Raw genomic sequence first — 17,483 nt, forward strand, 5'->3', positions numbered from 1 at the left:
CTCAGCGCCCCTGATATTCCGGCAGCGGCTGTTTCGGGCCGAACAGCAGGCTTTGCGGGTCCTTGTCGAGATGGCGCACCGCGCGATCCACGGTGTCCAGCGTGCGCCGGCCGTCAATGGCGAGATTTTCATATTGTTTCAGGCCGGTTTTGGAAAATTCCGTCAGACTGTCCGCCAGTTTCTTGATCGAGCGCGCCGCCTCCGACATATCGGACAGCACCGTCTTGCCGCCGCCCGACCCCAACATGCCGTTGAGCTTGATGACGGCGGAATCGGCGTTGCCGAGGATGGAGCGCACCTTGTCGGGGTCGATGGCGTCTAGCGCCTTGCGCACGCCCTGGGCGGCCTCGGCCAGGGTGCCGGTGAGAACCTCGATGTTTTTCGCGGTCGCGGTCAGCGTGCCGGAATTGGCGTCGATCAGCTTGGTGGCCCGGTCGAGGAACTCGTCGGCCTTGCCCGCGAGCCGCTGCGCCGCGAGCATCAGATCCTGGAACTGCGACGGCGCGGCGTCGATCACGGCGCCCTCCGGCAGGTTCTCCGCCCCCTTGGTGCCGCCGAGCAGCGCCAGCGCGGCGACGCCGGTGAGGCCGCCCATCTCCAGCTGCGCCTTGGTGTCCACCTTGACCGGCGTGCGCGCGTCGATCTCGATCCGCGCGTAAACCTTGGTGGGATCGTCGGGCCGCAAGCCGAGATCGCGCACCTCGCCCACCCGCAGGCCGTTGAACAACACGTAGCCGCCGACCGAGAGGCCGGACACCGAGCCGGAGAAATTCACCTGATAGGCCCTCTGCGCCGTGGTCTTCCCCACGGAGGAGAACCACCAGGCGAAGGCGAAGCCGCCGAGGATCACGACAAGCGTGAACAGGCCGATCAGCGCATAATTGGCGCGCGTTTCCATGCGCTTGTGCTCCCGTGGCCGTTCATGCCGGCGCTGACGCGTCGGAAGCCGCCGACGCCTCAATCCCCACCGCGTCGGGCCGGCGAATCGCCCGCGCCCTTTTGCCATGGAAATAGGCGCGCAACCAAGGATGATCCGAGGCGAGCATAAGATCGAGCGGACCGTGGGCGATCACCTTGCCGTCGGCCAAGGCTGCGATGGTGTCGCATATCGAATAGAGGCTGTCGAGGTCATGGGTGACCATGAACACCGTCAGGCCCAATGTTTTCTGGAGTGTTGCGATCAGGTCATCAAATTCGGCGGCGCCGATCGGATCGAGGCCGGAGGTCGGCTCGTCCAGAAACAGCAATTCGGGATCGAGCGCCAGCGCCCGCGCCAGCGCGGCGCGCTTGATCATGCCGCCCGACAGTTGCGACGGATATTTCTCCGCCGCGTCCGGCGGCAGGCCGACAAGCTTCAGCTTCAGGCTGGCCAGCTCGTCCATCAGCCCTTGCGACAGTTTGAGATATTCCCGCATCGGCGCCTGGATGTTCTGCCGCACGGTCAGGCTGGAAAACAGCGCGCCGCCCTGGAACATCACGCCCCAGCGCCGCTCCAGCGCGCGATGGCGCCTCGGCGTCAGCCGGTCGATATCCTCGCCGAACAGCCGGATTTTCCCGGCCTGCTTGGGATTGAGGCCGAGAATGGCGCGCGTCAGCACCGACTTGCCCTGACCGGAGCCGCCGACGAAGCCCAGCACCTCGCCGGGCGCCACATCGAGATCGAGCCCGCGCAGCACCTTGCGCGCGCCGAACGCAACATCGAGGCCGCGCACGCTGATGACCGGCTCGTTCATGATCGCTGCGCCCCCGCCGTCAGTAATTGATGGAAGCGAAAAAGATGGCGAAGAGACCATCGAGAAAGATCACCATGAAAATCGAATTGACCACCGAGGCCGTCACCCTGCGCCCCAAGGATTCCGCCGAACCTTCCACCTTGAACCCTTCGATCGCCGCGATCATGCCGATCACCAGCGCCATGAAGGGCGCCTTGATCAGACCGACGAGATAGGTGTTCATGCCGATCGCCAATTGCAACCGTTCGGCGAACACCTGCGGGCTGACGCCATTATAGAAATAGGACGTGACCATGCCGCCGAACAGGGCGGCGAAGTCGCCGATCACCGTCAGCATGGGCAGCGCCAGCACCAGCGCCATCAGGCGCGGCAGCACCAGCGCCTCCATCGGCGAAATGCCCATCACGCGCAGCGCGTCCACCTCCTCGCGCATTTTCATCGAGCCGAGTTCGGCGGTGATGGCCGAGCCGGAACGGCCGGCGATCATGATCGCGGTGAGCAGCACGCCCAATTCGCGCAGCACCAGCACGCCGACCATGTCGATGGCGTAGGTCGAGGCGCCGAAACGGCGCAACTGGAAAATGCCCTGCTGCGCCACGATGCAGCCGACCAGAAAATTAATGGTGGCGATGATCGGCACGGCGCGCAGCGCGAAATTCTCCAGATGGAAAACCATCGAGGTCGGCCGCATCGCCTTGGGCCGCGCCACCACGCGCACGGCGTTGAAGGCGAGTTCGCCGAGAAAGGACACGCCGCGCAGGATCTCCTCGCCCATGCCGACCGTCCAGCCGCCCAGCGCGACCAGCAGGGCCGTCAGCGGATTTTCCCGCCCCGCCCGCTCGGGCTGCGGCGGCGCATAGGCCGCCTCGCGCAGCAGGATCGCGTCCCCGGCGCTGGCGCCGGCGAAACGCGCGGCGACGCCCGCGGCCGCCATCTGCTGGCGCGCCTTGTCGATCAGCCAGGCGCCGGCGGTGTCGAGCCGGGTCACGCCGGCGAAATCGAGTTCGGCGCTCTGCGCGCCATTGGCGGCGGCGGCGAGTTTTTGCGCCGCGCGCTCCAGCGCGCGCGAAGCCGCAATGGTCCACGCCCCGCGCAAGAGAACGCGGGCGCTCGACCCATCCCGTTCGACCGAGAAGTCGGGGAGATTTTCCGCCGGCTTTGACATTTGCCGCGACTCTGATTTGCTGGCCCGCACAAGAGATACATCAAGCCGCCGCCGTTTGGCAAAGTCGCCGGAATGAAAGTTCGCATAACGTGACGTCAACCGCCCCCCGCCGCCTGTCCGCCGCCGCGCAGAGTTTCGCGCTCGCCAAACCTTTCGTCATTTCGCGCGGCGCCAAGACCGAGGCGCGCGTGGTCGTGGCCGAATTGAGCGACGGCCCGGCGCGCGGGCGCGGCGAATGCACGCCTTACGCCCGTTACGGCGAGAGCGTCGAAAGCGTGCTGGCGCAAATCGAGACGGTTCGGGCGGCGCTGGAGGCCGGGGCCGACCGCTTCGCCTTGCAAGATCTGCTGCCGCCGGGCGCGGCGCGCAACGCGCTGGACTGCGCCCTGTGGGATCTCGAAGCCAAGCTGACCGGCGTGCCGGCGTGGCAGGTGGCCGGGCTGGCGCGGCTGTCGCCTTGCGTCACCGCCTTCACGCTGTCGGTGGGGACGCCGGAGGAAATGGCGCGCGCGGCGGCGGAAGCCGCCGACCGTCCCGTGTTAAAAGTCAAGCTGGCGGGCGCGGGCGATCCGGCGCGGCTGTTCGCGGTGCGCGCGGCGGCGCCGGAGGCGGAACTGATCGCCGACGCCAACGAGGCGTGGCGGCCGGAGGATCTGCCGGAATTCTTCGACGCCTGCGAACAGGCCGGCGTCGCCTTGATCGAGCAGCCCCTGCCCGCCGGCGCCGATTCCGCGCTGGCCGGGCCGCGTAAAATTCCGGTCTGCGCCGACGAGAGCGTCCACGACCGCGCCGGCCTCGCCGCCCTGCGCGACCGCTATGACCTCGTCAACATCAAGCTCGACAAGACCGGCGGCCTCACCGAGGCGCTGGCGCTGGCGGATGAGGCGGAAAAGCTCGGCTTCGGCCTGTTCGTCGGCTGCATGGTGGCGTCCTCGCTGGCCATGGCCCCCGCCCTGCTGCTGGCGGGGCGCGCCCGGTTCGTCGATCTCGACGGGCCGCTGCTGCTGGCCGAGGACCGGCCGGAGGGCTTGCGCTGCGACGGCTCGGTGCTCTATCCGCCCGACGCGCGTTTGTGGGGATGAGGCCGCGACGGACGGGAGAGAAGGAATGCGCGTATTGGTTTGCCTGCTGGCGCTGGCCGCTTTCGCTATTCCCGCCCACGCCGCGCCGGCCGCCGTTTTTCCCGCCGTCTTCATCAATTCCTCGCCGCAGCCGACCTCGCCCGAGGAAACCGAACGCGTCAAACGGATGGATGCGGCGCTGGCCAAGGCCCTGGCGGAGTCGGGCGCGTTCCAGCCCGTCGATCTCGCGCCCGTCGCCGCCGATCTCGCGGGGGTGCGCGACATCCACGATTGCAACGGCTGCGAGGTCGATCTGGCGAAAAAGCTCGGCGCCCGCTACGCCGTCGTCGCCTGGACGCAAAAGGTCAGCAGCCTGATCCTCAACCTCAACGTCCGCATCGCCGATGTCGAGACCGGACAGGCGGTCAAGGCGGGCAGCGTCGATATTCGCGGCGACACCGACGAGGCGTGGCGGCGCGGCCTGGCCTATCTGCTCAAGGAATATGTTTTGCCCGCGAAACCTCAGCTGAGATAGGCGATCCGCTCCCAGGTTTCGGGATGGCTGTTGAGCGCGCTGCCGGCATGGGCGCCCATCGGCTGCGGCGCACGCCCGGTGTGGAACAGTTCGAGCTTGCACAGGGCGTCGGCCAGCGCGCCGGGGCGCTCGATCAGGTCGAGCGCGCGCAGGTCGGCGGCGAGTTCGCGCACCCGCGACAGCGCCGAAATCAGCAGACGCGCCAGCATTGGCGCATGGGCGAGCAGCGTGTTGCCGTCGTCGCGGGGCGCCAGTTCGGCGATGGCCTGCCGCACCAGTTCCGCCCAATTCAGGGAATCGCCGTCGCAATGCAGGATATGCGCGACCTCATGCGCGAAAATGCCGGCGATCTCCTCGCGCGACAGGCCGCGCAGCAGATCCCGCGTCACCGAGATGCAGGCGTTGCGCGGATTGCCTAGCGCATAGGCGTTCATGCCGGAAAAAGGCAGCAGATAAAGCTCGGGAATGCGCGACAGGCCGGCGCGGCGGCAGATGACCAGCAGAATAGCGTAAAGATCGGGCGCCTCGGCGCAACGCAGCGGACGGGCGCCGAAATCGCGCAGCGCGTCAGCGGGGCGACGCGCCGCCGCCTGCAAGGTTCGCGTCAGATTGACGAGGGCGGGCGCGCAGCCGGCGCGGGGCTGGCTGGCGCACAAAGCCAGCAGGCCGGCGAGCCCCGCCTTGATCTGATCGCTCTGATGGGAATGTTTGAGATGCAGCAGGGCGCGGCGGATGAGCGCCGCCTCGTCGCGCGGGCGGGAGGGCCGCGCCAGCGGCCGCTTCCCAGGGTCGCCCGCGCCGCGCGCAGCGAGAAAAACCGACTGCGCATCGAGGGCCGGCGCGCCTACGCCTTGGAGCATGCTTCACCTCCAGTCACTGTATTGTTATACAGCAACTGAAAGTTCAGCAAGCGTCATGCCACCATCAGGCAAGCTACGGAGTTAAAAGCTCAATTTTTTGTGAGCCGTGTGTCAATGCTGTGACACCCGGTCCTCGTCCTGCGGCGGCCGCGCGGCGTCGATGGCGAGGCGCGACGGCACGGACGCCGGGGCCGGCAGGCGGTGATCCTCCAGCCGCTGAATCGTGATGGCGCGATAGACATGGAACAGCAGGGTGAACGCCTGCGCGTAGTCGCGCGCCGCCAGCGCGCGCGCCGCCCCCGCCAGCAGGGGCGCGCAATTTTCGAGGTCGGAAAATTCTTCGGAATGGGCGTCCAGATAGGCCGTCAGCCGGCGCAGACTGTCGGCGCCGAGATCGCTGACCAGCGCGACGGCGGCGAGCGTTTCGACCGAGGATTGGCCGTAAACCCCGAGCGCGGCCGCCTGGGGCGAGCGGTTCTGGATGCGCTCCAGAATCGGCATGATTTCCTGCAGCACGGCCGTGAGTTCGCGCAGATCCTCATGCGCGTTTTCCATCGGGCGCGACGGCGTCTGTTGCGAACCGGATTCGACGTTGGAACGAGACATCTATAGCTCCTTTCACACCGCTTGAGTTCGGGAGCGGACGGGACGCATCCCGTCCGCCCGCGCCGCCTGAAGCGCGGCTTAGAACAGCCGCTGCTGGCCGGACTGGCCGGCCTGGCCGCCCGAGAGAGCTTCGCTGACCTGCCGGACGATCTCCTGCACGTCCTGCTGGGTGACCTGCTGGCCCCCGCGCTGCTGCTGCTGCCATCCGGTCTGCTGGAAGGGAGACTGCTGCTGCGCGTTGGCGTTGCCATAGGCGCCGAGGCCGGCGCCGCCGGACCAGCCCTGCTGGCCGCCCAGCGAATTCTGCTGGGTGGACTGCAGGATCACCGGCAGAATCTGCCGCACGATCTCGTTGACGTCCTGGGGCGACAGGGTGCGTTGCTGGCCGAAACCGCCGCCGAACGCGGCCAGCGGCTGAACCTGTCCCTGTTGCGCCTGGGCGATGAGTTGCGGCAGGACCGGCGCGATCTGCTGCAGGATGGCGCTCACGTCCTGCTGGCTGAGCTGGCGCTGCTGGCCCCAACCCTGCTGGCCCGAGCCGCCCTGGCCAAATCCGCCTTGGCCAAATCCGCCTTGGCCGTACACGCCCTGGCCGTACGCGCCTTGTCCCAAACTTCCTTGCCCCACGCCGCCTTGGCCCTGGCCAACGGCCCCGAAGCCCTGCGGGTTCTGGGACTGCTGCGCCAACGCCTGCGCTATACTTTGCAAAAGCTGTGGGTTCTGCTGTATCGGGTTCTGGAATGCGTTCGATTGCGAGTGTTCGGAATGTATCATGACGATCTTTCCTCTCTTCTCGACGCCGCCAACGGCGGGACGCATGAAATAGAGAGAGAAAGTGTCCGAAAGGTGATTGTCACGCTTGTCCGCGAATCAACAAATTTTGTTCTGACGACCCCATTTTTTACTTCTTGGTCCAGTTTTCGGCGCGAATCATGGCTGCGGCGTCATGCGCATATATGACTTTTTTGCGACAAAGCCTTTCGGGAACATCTTGCCGGCTTCCTCGTCCGATACGCTGTTCTGGATGATGACGTCGTCGCCGGGACGCCAGTCCGCCGGCGTGGCCACTTTGTGAGAATCGCTGAGTTGCAGCGCATCGATGGCGCGCAGGATTTCATCGAAATTGCGGCCGACCGCCATCGGATAGATGAGCACCAGCCGGATTCTCATTTGCGGGTCGATGATGAACACGTTGCGCACGGTCTGGTTGTCGGCCGGCGTGCGGCGCGCGGGATCGCCTGAAATGGTGGCCGGCAGCATGTCGTAGAGCTTCGCCACCTTGGCGTCGGCGTCGGCGAGAATGGGAAAGTCGGGCGCCGCGCCCTGGGTTTCGGCGATGTCGGCGGCCCAACGGGCGTGATCGTCGAGCGGATCGACCGAGAGGCCGAGAACCTTGACGCCGCGCTCGGCGAAGCGTTGCGAAAATCGGGCGACGGCGCCGAGTTCGGTGGTGCAGACCGGCGTGAAATCCTTGGGATGGGAAAACAGCACCACCCAGGCGCCCGCGGCCCAGTCGTGGAAATGGATGGGTCCTTGCGTGGAGTCCTGCGTGAAGTCCGGTGCGATCTCGTTGATATTCAGAGCCATAGCCGCCTCCTCCGCCCCATCTGGCGGCGGCGGAGGACGTTGCAAAGCTGCGCCGCGATCAACTCTTGTTGAAGCCGCCGCTCACATCCGGGCTTCGCCCTCGAACGCCCGCGCCCACATGGCGCAAAGGCCGGAGCGGACGATGTCGTCGAGGGTGAATTCGATCACCGGCACCGGCAGGCCATGGCTGCGGATCAGTTCGATCATCTTGCGCAGGCCGGAGGCTTCGCGGATGTCGGACTGGCTGACGTCGCCGTTGACCACCGAGATGCAATCCTCGCCGATGCGGGTGAGGAAGGTCTTGATCTCCATGACCGAGGTGTTCTGCGCCTCGTCGAGCAGCACGAAGGCGTTCTTCCAGGTGCGCCCGCGCATCACCTCGAACGGCACCATTTCAATGTCGCCGCGCTTGACGGCGACGTCGAAGGCGCCCTCGCCGATCCGCTCCTTGATCGCCTCGGCGATCGGAACGGCCCAGGGCGCGAATTTTTCCTGCAATGTGCCGGGGAAGAAGCCGAGCGAGCGGCCGCAGGGGACGTTGGGACGGGTGAGCACGATGCGCTCGATGCGGCCCTGACGGAACAGATCGGCGGCGTAAGTGGCGGCGATCCAGGTCTTGCCGGCCCCGGCGGGGCCAAGAACGACGATTTGCTGCGAATGTGTCAGTGCGGCCAGATAGTCGGCCTGGGTGGAATTGAGAGCCTTGATCGGCGGCGGGTTACGGTCGTGATGAAATTTTGACCCCTTGAACTCGATGATTTCAGCGTCCCTTTGTTGAACCCGGGAGCCTCGGCTCCGCTTTCGAGCAAGTTGCTTACCCACGCGCTGTCTCCTCAAGATGAGAGTTTCGCGCGCCCGCCGCCCTTCGGCGGAGAACCTTTGGGCGGAGAGCACGACGGAGGCTTACGCAAAATGAAGGGAATCGCGGGGAGAGCTTTGACTTGGCCTTTGCCAGACTTGCATGTCATGAGCCGCTCCTCGCTGACCTTGAAGATATGCGATTCTCGATGAACCGAAAGGAAATATTTTCGGCGACCGAACGGGTTGGGCGCCTGCGGGCAAGGTTCGCGCAAAAAAATAGGGGCCGCGTCAAATAGGCGAACCTGCCTTAACGTGACGCAAGTTTTTGAGATCGCGGGGAGTTCATGAGCCAGCCCAACACTAGCCCTTCAGGCCGCCCGGCGACTCTCGCGCCTCTTTTCAAGGCGTCGGCGGGCGATCCGCTGCTGGCGATGATGCTGGCGAGCGGCGGCGACGAGCGCATCGCCGCCGGCCCCGACGGCCGCAACCGCTACGGCGCCTCGGCGCGGCCGGAGGCGGGCGAAATCTGGTTTTCCTCCTCGACCGCCTCGGGCGTGTCGCGGCGCGGCTGGCAGGCGGCCAGCGCCGCCCTGCCCTTCGCCTTCAGCGCCGGCGAGAGCGAGGACTGGTTTTCCGACCTGCGCCGCCGTCTGCTCAACCTGCTCGCGCCCCCCGGCGCGCAGGCGGTGTTCTGCGCCTCGGGCACCCAGGCCGAATACGCCGCCCTGGCGCTCGCCGGCGCGCGCGCCCGTCCCGGCCAGAAAATCGTCAACATCCTGGTCGGGCCGGAGGAGACCGGACGCGGCGCGCCCCTCGCCGCCTCGGGCCGGCATTTCCTCAACAGCGCGCCGTTCGGCTCGGGCCGCGCCGGCTTCGCGCTCGACGGCTGGGAAGGCGCGGCGGCGCTGGCGGCGCTGCCGCTGCGCAATGGCGCGGGCGCGCCGCTGCCCGCCGACGAGATCGACGCGCGGGTCTGCGCCCTGGTGCGCGTGGCGCGCGCGCGCGGCGCCCATGCGCTGGTGCATCTGCTCGACAGCTCCAAGACCGGCCTTTCGGCCATATCGCGCGATTGCGCCACGAAGCTGCTGCGAGACAACCCCGACGACGTGACGGTCGTGGTGGACGCGTGCCAGTTGCGCTGCGCCCCCGCCCAGGTGCGCGCCGATCTCGACGCCGGCTTTCTGGTGATGGTTTCCGGCTCGAAATTCCTCGGCGGCCCGGCCTTTTCCGGCGCGCTGCTGGTTCCCGGCGGCTTCGCCGAGTCGCTGGCCGCGCGCGATCAGGACATTCCCTGGCCCGAGGGACTCGCCGATCATTTCGCCTATTTCGACTGGCCGCCGCTGCTGCGCGACCGGATCGCCGGCCCATTCGGCGCCCGCTGCAATTCCGGGCTCGGCTTGCGCTGGACGGCGGCGCTCGCCGAACTCGAAGCCTATTGCGCCCTCGACCCCGCGCTGATCGAAATGGCCAAGGCCTGTTTTCAGGGCGAGGCGCGCCGCCAGATCCTGATGACGCCGGGCCTGGAGATGGACGAGAGCGGCGGCGAGCCCACGCTGATCCCGATCATGATGCGCGGGGCCGAAAAGGGCGCGGCCGACGCCGCGCTGCGCAAGTTGCGCCGCCGCGGCCTGCACCTTGGCCAGACCGTGCCGATCGGCGGACGCGAGGCGCTGCGTCTTTGCCTGTCCGCGCCGCAAATCGTCGACTTCGCCTGGCGCTACCGCGAGATCGGCGACCAGAATTTCGCGTTCGGGCCGCTGCGGGCCGATCTGGAGAAATTGTTCACGGCCTGGGGCGCTCTGCTGGGCTGAAGCGCGCACAAAGCTTTGCGTGACGCGCCCTATTCGCCATGCCAGCGGTTTATACTGACAAGCCCGAGCCGTTTTCTGCATTTGTGGCAGGAAATTCGGAACGGTTGCCCCCGCATTGCGGTTGCCCCTCTCGGGAATGGCCACGCGCGATGCGGAGACAAGCATGGCGATGACGATGAAAAGCATCGCCCCGGCGCCGTGGCCGCTCCTCGCGGCGGGCTCGGCGGCGGACCAGCGGGTCCGGCCCAAGCCTGGAACAAAGCCGAACAGCCCCAACCCGTCGCGATAGACCGACCGGCCTTCCCAAGGCCTTTGCAGGAGAGTCTCATGGCGATCAAACGATACAAGAGCGTCGCTCTTGCCGCCGGCGTGCTGCTGGCGGCGGCGGCTCAGACCGCAAGCGCCCAAGGCGAGGGCGGCGGCGGCAGCGCGGCCGATCCACGCGTCGGCGGCGGCGGCGCGCGCACCGGCGGCCCGGACACGGGCTCGGGCGCCGGCCCCGGCGAGGCGTCGCGGCGCGGCGTAGGCGGCGCCGATCTCGGCACGGAAGGCGGCGGGCGCCCGGTTGCGCCGCCTGTCGCGCCTCCCGGCGGGCCGGCGGAGCCGCCGCCGCCGCCGCCGCCGCGCTGACGTCAAGACTCAGCGGCCGAGGAACGTCTTCAGCCGCCGCATCGCCTCGATCATGTCCACTTCGACGCCGGCGTAGGAGAAGCGCAGGGCGCGACGCCCCTGGCTCGGATCGAAATCCACGCCGGGCGTCGCGGCCACCCCGGCCCGCTCCAGCAAGTTCTTGCAGAATTCCAGGGAATTGTCGGAGAACCGGCTGAGATCGGCATAGACATAGAAGGCGCCGTCGGCGGGCGCGAGGCCGAACCCCATGCCGGTCAGCGCGTCGAGCAGAATACGCCGGTTGCGGGCGTAGCCGGCCTTGACCGCCTCCAGCTCCTCGGTGGCGTCGAACGCCGCTTCCGCCGCGATTTGCGACAGGGTCGGCGGCGAAATCGCCAGCGATTGCTGCAACCGTTCGATCACGCGGGAAAAGCCGGGCGGCACCACCAGCCAGCCGACGCGCCAGCCGGTCATGCAGTAATATTTGGAGAAGGAGTTGACGACCACCGCCGCCTGCGAAAAGGCCAGCGCGGTCTGCGCCGGGCGCTCGTAGGTGAGGCCGTGGTAGATCTCGTCGGAAATGAACTTGATGCCGCGCTTTTCGCAAATCTGCGCGATTTTGCGCATCGACTCGTCGCTTTGCAGCGCGCCGGTCGGATTGGACGGGTTCATCAGCAGCAGGCCGTCGAGTTTCCGCGCGTCGTCGGCGGCCTCGACCTGTTCGGGCGTGACGCCCTCCACGCCGCGCAACTCCACCGTCTCGACCCCGAAGGCGCCGAGAATGTTGCGGTAGCAGGGATAGGACGGGCAGTTGATCGCGACGCGCGCGCCCGCGTCGAACAGGGCGAGAAAGGCCATGATGAAGCCGCCCGACGATCCCGTGGTGACCGCCACCCGCTCGGGGTCGATCTCGACGCCATAGGTTTCGCGATAATGCCGGGCGATTCGCTGCCGCAGCGAAGTCTGGCCCAGCGCGTCGGTATAGCCGATGGCGCGGCCGTCCAACGCGGCCATCACCGCCTCGCGGGCGCGGCGCGGCGGTCCGGCGCAGGGCGCGCCGACCTCCATCTGGATGATGTCGCGGCCGCCCGCGCGCAATTGCGCGGCCTCGCGCATCACGTCCATGGCGAGGAAAGGGGCGATGGCCGCGCGGCGCGCGGGGGTGAGAAACGGCGAATCCGACATGAAAAGAGACCCAAGTCGACCCGAAAGCGGGAATAGGCTATGGAGGGTTAGTTCCTTCCCCTGGAGTTGTCCATGTCGCATCCGCGCAAGACCTTTTTGGCGGCGGCCCTCGCCGTCCTGGCCGTCACGGCCCTCGCCACGCCGCTGCGCGCGGCGGAATTTTCCCCGGCGCAGAAGAGTGAGATCGAGGGCATCGTCAAGGACTACCTGATCTCCCATCCCGACATCCTGCGCGACATGGCGACCGAGCTTGAGCGCAAGCAGAAGGTGGAGGAGACCGACGCGCGCCGCGCCGTGATCGCCCATGCCGCCAAGGACATTTTCAATTCCGATTTCCAGGCCGTGATCGGCAATCCCAACGGCAAGGTCACGCTGGTCGAATTTTTCGATTACAATTGCGGCTATTGCAAACGGGCGCTCGGCGATCTCTCCAATCTGATGAAGGCCAACCCGGACCTGCGCATCGTGCTCAAGGATTTCCCGGTGCTCGGCGCCGATTCGGTCGAAGCGGCGCAAATCGCCTCCGCCGCGCGCAACCAGATTTCCGGCGAGAAATTCTGGGAGTTCCATCAGAAGCTGCTGACCGCCAAGGGCCATATCGGCAAGGATCAGGCTTTGGCGACGGCCAAGGAGATGGGCCTCGACATGGCCAAGCTGCAGAAGGACGCCGCCGATCCCGAGATCAAGGACAAGCTCGCCGGCGTGCTGAAGCTCGGCGACGCCCTGGCGATCAACGGCACGCCCTCCTATGTCGTCGGCGACGAAGTGGTGGTCGGGGCCGTGGGCTACGACGAACTGAAGGCCAAGCTCGACGCGCTGCGCAAATAAACGGCGCCCCGCTGGTGCGCGCGCCGATTGAAGCGGCGCGCGCCTTGGCTTAACTTGCGGGCATGACGAAGCTTGCTCGGCTGATGGCCGCGAAAGAACTTAACGATCGGACGCTCGCCGAAATGGTGAGCGCCCCCGAACTGGAAATCTGGCGTTTGCGCAAAGGGCCGCTCAACCGCGGGCAGCCGATGACTCTCGCCTGGGCGCAACGGCTGGCGCCGGCGCTGGACATCGATTGGAGCGATCTGCTCGACGACGAGCCGGACACGGCGACGTCCGAGGTTTTCGCCGCCGAAAAGCCGCCCGCCCCCGAACCCGCCGCCCGCGCCCAACCCGGCCCGCGGCCGGATGCAGGGCGTGGGGATTCGGGACGCCAAGATTTGGGGCGCCAAGATTTGGGGCGCCAAGATTCGGGCCGACAAGATTCGGGGCGCGTCGCGATCTACGAACGGGCGCAAGAGCCGCTCAGCCGCGACGATCTGCGAATCATCCACGGCATCGTCAGCGCCTGCGCCCTCAATTACGCGCCCAATGTGCGGATATCGCCGGAGGCGTTCCGCGATCTGGTGCAGCGCGCCATCGAGAACGCCGCTTATGGCCCGGACGATCTCGCCGCGCTGGCGGACCGGATCGCGACCTGGCTGGCGCCAGGCGCAGCGGACGTTTGAAGCGAATCGCGCGCGCGCAAAACCGCCTGCAAGGTCTCGACCGTCGAGGCGTCCGCCCGTCCGTCCACCAGCGCCGGCCGGAAATGGCGCTGGAAGGCGGCGACGACATTGCGGGTCGCCTCGTCGTAAACGCCGGTGATGTCAACGCCATAGCCATAGGCCGCCAACATCTGCTGCAAGGCCGCCGCTGGCGGTCCCAGCGCGCCCGGCTCCAGACACGGGCCGGGGCGAATGGCGGCGGGTTCGACCCACAAGCCGACGCCCGATTCGGCCAGCCGCGCCCAGGGAAAAGTCTCGCCGGGGTCGACCTTGCGCGCCGGCGCGATGTCGGAATGGGCGAGAACCCGCTGCGGCGCGATGTGGCGGCGCTGGCAAATCTCCTGGCACAGCGCGGCCACCGCCGCGATCTGGCGTTCGGGAAAGGGCGCGCAGCCGCCGAAGGTCGCGTAGGGCGGCGCGCTTAAATTGGGGTGGCCGGGATGGACGATTTCAATGCCGATGGAGCGGGAGTTGAGATCGGTTTCGCCGGCCCAAAAGCTCTTGCCGGCGTGCCAGGCGCGGCGGTCTTCCGCCACCAGTCGCCAGATGCGGCCATCCTCCCAGACAAAGTAATGGCAGGACACGCCGCCCCGCTCGGTGGCCAGCAGTTCCAGCGCCGCCTCGGCGGTCGGCATGCCCGTGTAATGCAGGATCAGCGTGTCGGTCGGGCCGACCAGACGCGCGCCGTGATTAGGCGAGGGATGGAATTTTTCGGCGAGCGGACTGTCGGGATGAGGCGTCATGGCGACCGGAACAGCGCCTCTCCCTTTGCGGCCGGGAGAGACGAGCGTGTGCAGGCAGGCGAGCGGCCCCTTGCGGGGCCGTTCGGATCAATCGTACCAGCCGATGCAGTGACGGCGGCCGTAGTAATCTTCTTCCCACTCGGCGCAACGGCGACGCGGCGGCGGGGGATTGCTGTTGGCGCCGATAATGCCGCCCGCGGCGCCGCCCAGCAGCGCGCCGGCCACCGCGCCGCCCGCGCTATGGCTGGCGAGGCCGCCGATCACCGCGCCGGACGCCGCGCCGACCGCCGCGCCGTTCACGGTGCGCTCGTCACGTGTGTGGCCGCAACCGCCAAGCGTCAGCGCGCCGGCGAAGACGACGCCCAGCAGAAACACTTTCTTCATTCAGACCTCCGCATCGGACGTGTGGCGCGCCCGGCCCGGGCCGCGCGAGTCCTCACAAAAACGTGTAACGGTTAACGGCGGCGAATCCAAGACCCGCCCAAGCTTTGAACGCCCAAGCCTTGAGCGCCCAAGCCTTGAGCAGCCAAACTTTAGGCGCCCGCCCGCAGGGCCGGCGGGACTTTCGCCTGCAACTCGGCCAGGGTGATCGGGCCGAAATGCTGGAACGCGATGCGCGGCGCCGGCGCCAGCACGAAACTCGCGGGCACGCCGCGCGCGCCCAGCGCCCGGTTGAGCCAGCCGTTGCGATCAACCCCGACCCGCGTGAACGGATTGCCGTGGGCGCGCAGGAATTCCAGCGTGTTGGCGGGATCGTCGAGGGCGGCGACGCCATAAATGATCGCCCCGGAGCGGGCGAAATCGAGCAGCGCCTGATGCTCCTCGCGGCATTGCGGGCACCACGAGGCGAACGTGTTGAGAAACAAAGCCTTGCCCGCGATGTCGGCGGCGGAAAAGCCGGAAATTGGCTGTCCCGTCGCGTCGGTCAAGCCGGGAACCGGCGGCAGGCCGAAGCGATCGGCCGTCAGCGGATTGAACAGCCGGCCGCCCAAGTCGTAGCGCCGCCAGGCCAGCGCGCCGGCCGCCGCGACGCCCAGAGTCGCGCCGGCGAGCAGGGACCGTCGGGAAAGAAGGACGTTGGTCATGGCGCCATCAACGCGCAAAAGCCGCCCCGGCGCAAGTGCGGGATCCGCGCGGCGTTAACGCGGCGGTCTTGAACTCCCATTGGCAAAGCTCCTACATTGCGGCTCAAGGAAAATTCGGGACGAGACGCCATGAGCGAGACGATACCCCATCAATGCGACGTGCTGGTCGCCGGCGCCGGCGCCGCCGGACTCGCCGCCGCCCACGCTTTCGCCGCGCAGGGCCGCAAGGTGATTGTGGTCGGCAAGGTCGAAACCCACCTCGCGGGGCGCACCGTCGCGCTGTTCGAGGGCAGCCTGCGGTTCTTCCGCGCGTTAAAACTTTGGAAGGCTTGCGAAAAACACGCCTCACCGATGGAGGGCATTCGCCTGATCGACGACACCGGCTCGATCTTCCCGACCCAGCCCAAGGAATTCCGCGCGCGCGAGATCGACCTCGACGCATTCGGCCAGAACATCGAAAACAACGTCCTGGTGGCGGAACTGGCGGAAGCGGCCCGCAAACATCCGCGCATCACGCTGATCGAGGGGCTGCTCGACGGGTTCGAGCTGAACTATTCCGGCGCGCGGGCGCGGCTTGGGACCGGCGAATGGATCGACGCCAAATTCATCGTCGCCGGCGAGGGCCGCAATTCGCAGGCGCGGCAGGTCGCGGGCATCACGGTGAAAACCTGGACCTATCCGCAGGTCGCGCTTACCGTGCTGCTCAAGCACGAGAAGCCGCACCATAATATTTCGACCGAATGGCACAAGCGTTCGGGGCCCTTCACCTTCGTGCCGCTGCAGGGCCGCGAGGGCGCGCCGCACCGCTCCAGCATGGTCTGGCTGGTGGCGCCGCGCGAGGCCGTGCGGCTTCAGGCCCTGGCGCCGGAGGAGCTGGCGTCCGAAATCCAGGACCAGTCGCACGACCGTTTCGGCCACATCGAACTCGACGGCCCGGTCGGCGCCTTCCCGATGGGGGCGCTCAAGACCGACAAGGTGACGGGGCTGCGGCTGGCGCTGATCGGCGAGTCGGCGCATCTGTTCCCGCCGATCGGCGCGCAGGGGCTCAACCTCACCTTGCGCGATATCGCCAGCCTGGTCGATTGCCTGGAAAATGTCGATCTCGACGAGGCCGACGTGATTTCGCGGGCGCTGGCCTCCTATGAGCGCGACCGCGCCCGCGACATCGGCTTCCGCGTCAACGGCATCGACGTGCTCAACCGCTCGCTGCTGATTCACGCGCTGCCGGTGGATTTCGCCCGCGCCTTCGCGCTGAATTTCTTCTCGGCCTTCGGGCCGCTGCGCCGCGCGCTGATGCGCGAGGGCGTGACGCCGCACGGGCCGACGCCGAAACTGATGCGCCAACGGCCGCCGGTTCGGCGTCCGACGCCGGCGCAGTCCTGACATGCGGATCGCGACCTGGAACATCAATTCGGTCCGGCTGCGGGTCGAGCATGTGCTGGCCTATCTGCGCGACGTCGCGCCGGACGTGCTGTGCCTGCAGGAGATCAAGTGTCAGGACGAGGCGTTTCCGCGCGGCGAGTTCGAGACCGCCGGCTATAATGTCGCCGTCCACGGCCAGAAAAGCTACAACGGCGTCGCCATACTCTCCAAGGCGCCGATGGAATGGACCGCCCGGCTGCCGGGCGACGAGGCCGACGAACAGGCGCGCTACCTTGAAGCGGTGATCCCGTTTGGCGCCGGCTCGGCGCGGGTCGGCTGTCTCTATCTGCCCAACGGCAATCCGCTCGGCACGGAGAAATATACGTACAAGCTGGCCTGGATGGACCGGCTGATTCTTCATGCGCGCGAGATGCTGAAGAATGAGGAAGTCTTTGTTCTGGCCGGCGATTACAATGTGATCCCCGACGCGCGCGACGTTTACGATCCCGCGCTGTGGACCGGCGACGCGCTCTATGCCCTGCCGACGCGGCAAAAGTTCCGCGAGCTGCTGGCGCTCGGCTTCACCGACGCCTTGCGCGCCACCACGGACGAGGCCAAGCAATATACGTTCTGGGATTATCAGGCGGGGTGCTGGCCGAAGAATCAGGGCCTGCGCATCGACCATCTGCTGCTGTCGCCGCAAGCCGCCGATCGCCTCGTCGGCGTGAAGATCGACCGCGACATGAGGGCGAAGGACAAGCCGTCGGACCATACGCCGGTGCGGGTGGAGTTGCGGGACTGAATC

The 17,483-nt window shown here is 67.2% G+C and carries 21 protein-coding genes; 9 read left to right on the forward strand and 12 right to left on the reverse strand.

All coding sequences use genetic code 11. The features are described 5' to 3' along the window. Position 1: 1 nt before the first annotated feature. The 3 genes from CFB24_RS00380 to CFB24_RS00390 are packed head-to-tail and all read right to left on the reverse strand — an operon-like array spanning position 2 to position 2,898. Entirely contained in the window at positions 2–898 is an 897-nt protein-coding gene (locus CFB24_RS00380; protein ID WP_088518594.1) for an MlaD family protein, read from the reverse strand. A gap of 22 nt (positions 899–920) precedes the next feature. Further along, entirely contained in the window at positions 921–1,733 is an 813-nt protein-coding gene (locus CFB24_RS00385) for an ABC transporter ATP-binding protein (RefSeq protein ID WP_088518595.1), read from the reverse strand. A gap of 19 nt (positions 1,734–1,752) precedes the next feature. Then, positions 1,753–2,898 carry an MlaE family ABC transporter permease gene (locus CFB24_RS00390; protein ID WP_088518596.1) on the reverse strand — a complete coding sequence of 382 codons (1,146 nt, stop codon included), beginning with the start codon at positions 2,896–2,898 and terminating at the stop codon, positions 1,753–1,755. An 89-nt stretch (positions 2,899–2,987) separates the two neighbouring features. On the opposite strand from CFB24_RS00390, the gene dgcA reads away from it, so the two are divergent. Together dgcA and CFB24_RS00400 are read left to right on the forward strand one after the other, a co-directional pair. Continuing rightward, positions 2,988–3,980 (forward strand): N-acetyl-D-Glu racemase DgcA, encoded by a 993-nt coding sequence (gene dgcA, locus CFB24_RS00395; protein WP_088518597.1) that lies wholly within the window; start codon positions 2,988–2,990, stop codon positions 3,978–3,980. Positions 3,981–4,005: 25 nt separating this feature from the next. Continuing rightward, positions 4,006–4,494 carry a DUF3280 domain-containing protein gene (locus tag CFB24_RS00400; RefSeq protein WP_088518598.1) on the forward strand — a complete coding sequence of 163 codons (489 nt, stop codon included), beginning with the start codon at positions 4,006–4,008 and terminating at the stop codon, positions 4,492–4,494. Here the strand turns inward: CFB24_RS00400 and CFB24_RS00405 are convergent. The 3 genes from CFB24_RS00405 to CFB24_RS22930 form a co-directional block, all read right to left on the reverse strand. Further along, positions 4,482–5,354, reverse strand: coding sequence for a M48 family metalloprotease (locus CFB24_RS00405; RefSeq protein ID WP_088518599.1), 873 nt, complete (start codon positions 5,352–5,354; stop codon positions 4,482–4,484). The genes CFB24_RS00400 and CFB24_RS00405 overlap by 13 nt on opposite strands. A 111-nt stretch (positions 5,355–5,465) precedes the next feature. Further along, positions 5,466–5,960 (reverse strand): hypothetical protein, encoded by a 495-nt coding sequence (locus tag CFB24_RS00410; RefSeq protein WP_141098298.1) that lies wholly within the window; start codon positions 5,958–5,960, stop codon positions 5,466–5,468. A gap of 78 nt (positions 5,961–6,038) precedes the next feature. Continuing rightward, positions 6,039–6,572, reverse strand: a complete 534-nt coding sequence (locus tag CFB24_RS22930; RefSeq protein ID WP_176440400.1) for a hypothetical protein — start codon at positions 6,570–6,572, stop codon at positions 6,039–6,041. 6 nt (positions 6,573–6,578) lie between these two features. Between CFB24_RS22930 and CFB24_RS22365 the strand changes: the two genes are divergently transcribed. Next, positions 6,579–6,920, forward strand: a complete 342-nt coding sequence (locus tag CFB24_RS22365) for a hypothetical protein (protein WP_141098299.1) — start codon at positions 6,579–6,581, stop codon at positions 6,918–6,920. Here CFB24_RS22365 and CFB24_RS00420 read toward each other — a convergent pair. Both CFB24_RS00420 and CFB24_RS00425 read right to left on the reverse strand, forming a co-directional pair. Continuing rightward, entirely contained in the window at positions 6,891–7,547 is a 657-nt protein-coding gene (locus CFB24_RS00420) for a peroxiredoxin (protein ID WP_088518602.1), read from the reverse strand. The two genes, CFB24_RS22365 and CFB24_RS00420, sit on opposite strands and share 30 nt — an antisense overlap. Positions 7,548–7,628: 81 nt before the next feature. Next, on the reverse strand, positions 7,629–8,303 hold the full coding sequence (locus CFB24_RS00425; RefSeq protein WP_088519459.1) for a PhoH family protein: 675 nt from the start codon (positions 8,301–8,303) through the stop codon (positions 7,629–7,631). Between the two features lie 389 nt (positions 8,304–8,692). Between CFB24_RS00425 and CFB24_RS00430 the strand changes: the two genes are divergently transcribed. Beyond that, positions 8,693–10,159 carry a hypothetical protein gene (locus CFB24_RS00430; protein WP_088518603.1) on the forward strand — a complete coding sequence of 489 codons (1,467 nt, stop codon included), beginning with the start codon at positions 8,693–8,695 and terminating at the stop codon, positions 10,157–10,159. Between the two features lie 327 nt (positions 10,160–10,486). Beyond that, entirely contained in the window at positions 10,487–10,789 is a 303-nt protein-coding gene (locus CFB24_RS00435) for a hypothetical protein (protein WP_088518604.1), read from the forward strand. Between the two features lie 9 nt (positions 10,790–10,798). Here CFB24_RS00435 and CFB24_RS00440 read toward each other — a convergent pair whose 3' ends face one another. Further along, positions 10,799–11,953 carry a pyridoxal phosphate-dependent aminotransferase gene (locus CFB24_RS00440; RefSeq protein WP_088518605.1) on the reverse strand — a complete coding sequence of 385 codons (1,155 nt, stop codon included), beginning with the start codon at positions 11,951–11,953 and terminating at the stop codon, positions 10,799–10,801. Between the two features lie 72 nt (positions 11,954–12,025). Here CFB24_RS00440 and CFB24_RS00445 point away from each other — a divergent pair, with 72 nt between their 5' ends. Both CFB24_RS00445 and CFB24_RS00450 read left to right on the forward strand, forming a co-directional pair. Then, positions 12,026–12,781: a DsbA family protein gene (locus CFB24_RS00445; RefSeq protein WP_088518606.1), complete on the forward strand. Its 756-nt coding sequence runs from the start codon at positions 12,026–12,028 to the stop codon at positions 12,779–12,781. 62 nt (positions 12,782–12,843) lie between these two features. Next, on the forward strand, positions 12,844–13,449 hold the full coding sequence (locus CFB24_RS00450; RefSeq protein ID WP_141098300.1) for a helix-turn-helix domain-containing protein: 606 nt from the start codon (positions 12,844–12,846) through the stop codon (positions 13,447–13,449). On the opposite strand, the gene CFB24_RS00455 is transcribed toward CFB24_RS00450, so the two are convergent. From CFB24_RS00455 to CFB24_RS00465, 3 genes are all read right to left on the reverse strand, one after another. Further along, a complete protein-coding gene (locus tag CFB24_RS00455) occupies positions 13,374–14,231 on the reverse strand; it encodes an N-acetylmuramoyl-L-alanine amidase (protein ID WP_088518608.1) in 858 nt (285 codons plus the stop codon). The two genes, CFB24_RS00450 and CFB24_RS00455, sit on opposite strands and share 76 nt — an antisense overlap. A gap of 87 nt (positions 14,232–14,318) precedes the next feature. Further along, positions 14,319–14,615: a glycine zipper domain-containing protein gene (locus CFB24_RS00460; RefSeq protein WP_176440401.1), complete on the reverse strand. Its 297-nt coding sequence runs from the start codon at positions 14,613–14,615 to the stop codon at positions 14,319–14,321. 149 nt (positions 14,616–14,764) lie between these two features. Then, the gene (locus CFB24_RS00465; RefSeq protein WP_088518609.1) at positions 14,765–15,316 is read right to left on the reverse strand and encodes a redoxin family protein; all 552 of its coding nucleotides are present in this window, start codon (positions 15,314–15,316) and stop codon (positions 14,765–14,767) included. A 129-nt stretch (positions 15,317–15,445) separates the two neighbouring features. On the opposite strand from CFB24_RS00465, the gene CFB24_RS00470 reads away from it, so the two are divergent. Next, a complete protein-coding gene (locus tag CFB24_RS00470; protein WP_088518610.1) occupies positions 15,446–16,699 on the forward strand; it encodes an FAD-dependent monooxygenase in 1,254 nt (417 codons plus the stop codon). Position 16,700: 1 nt separating this feature from the next. Continuing rightward, positions 16,701–17,480: an exodeoxyribonuclease III gene (gene xth / locus CFB24_RS00475; RefSeq protein WP_088518611.1), complete on the forward strand. Its 780-nt coding sequence runs from the start codon at positions 16,701–16,703 to the stop codon at positions 17,478–17,480. Positions 17,481–17,483: the final 3 nt, after the last annotated feature.

It is taken from the genome of Rhodoblastus acidophilus, assembly GCF_900187365.1.
GTDB lineage: Bacteria > Pseudomonadota > Alphaproteobacteria > Rhizobiales > Beijerinckiaceae > Rhodoblastus > Rhodoblastus acidophilus.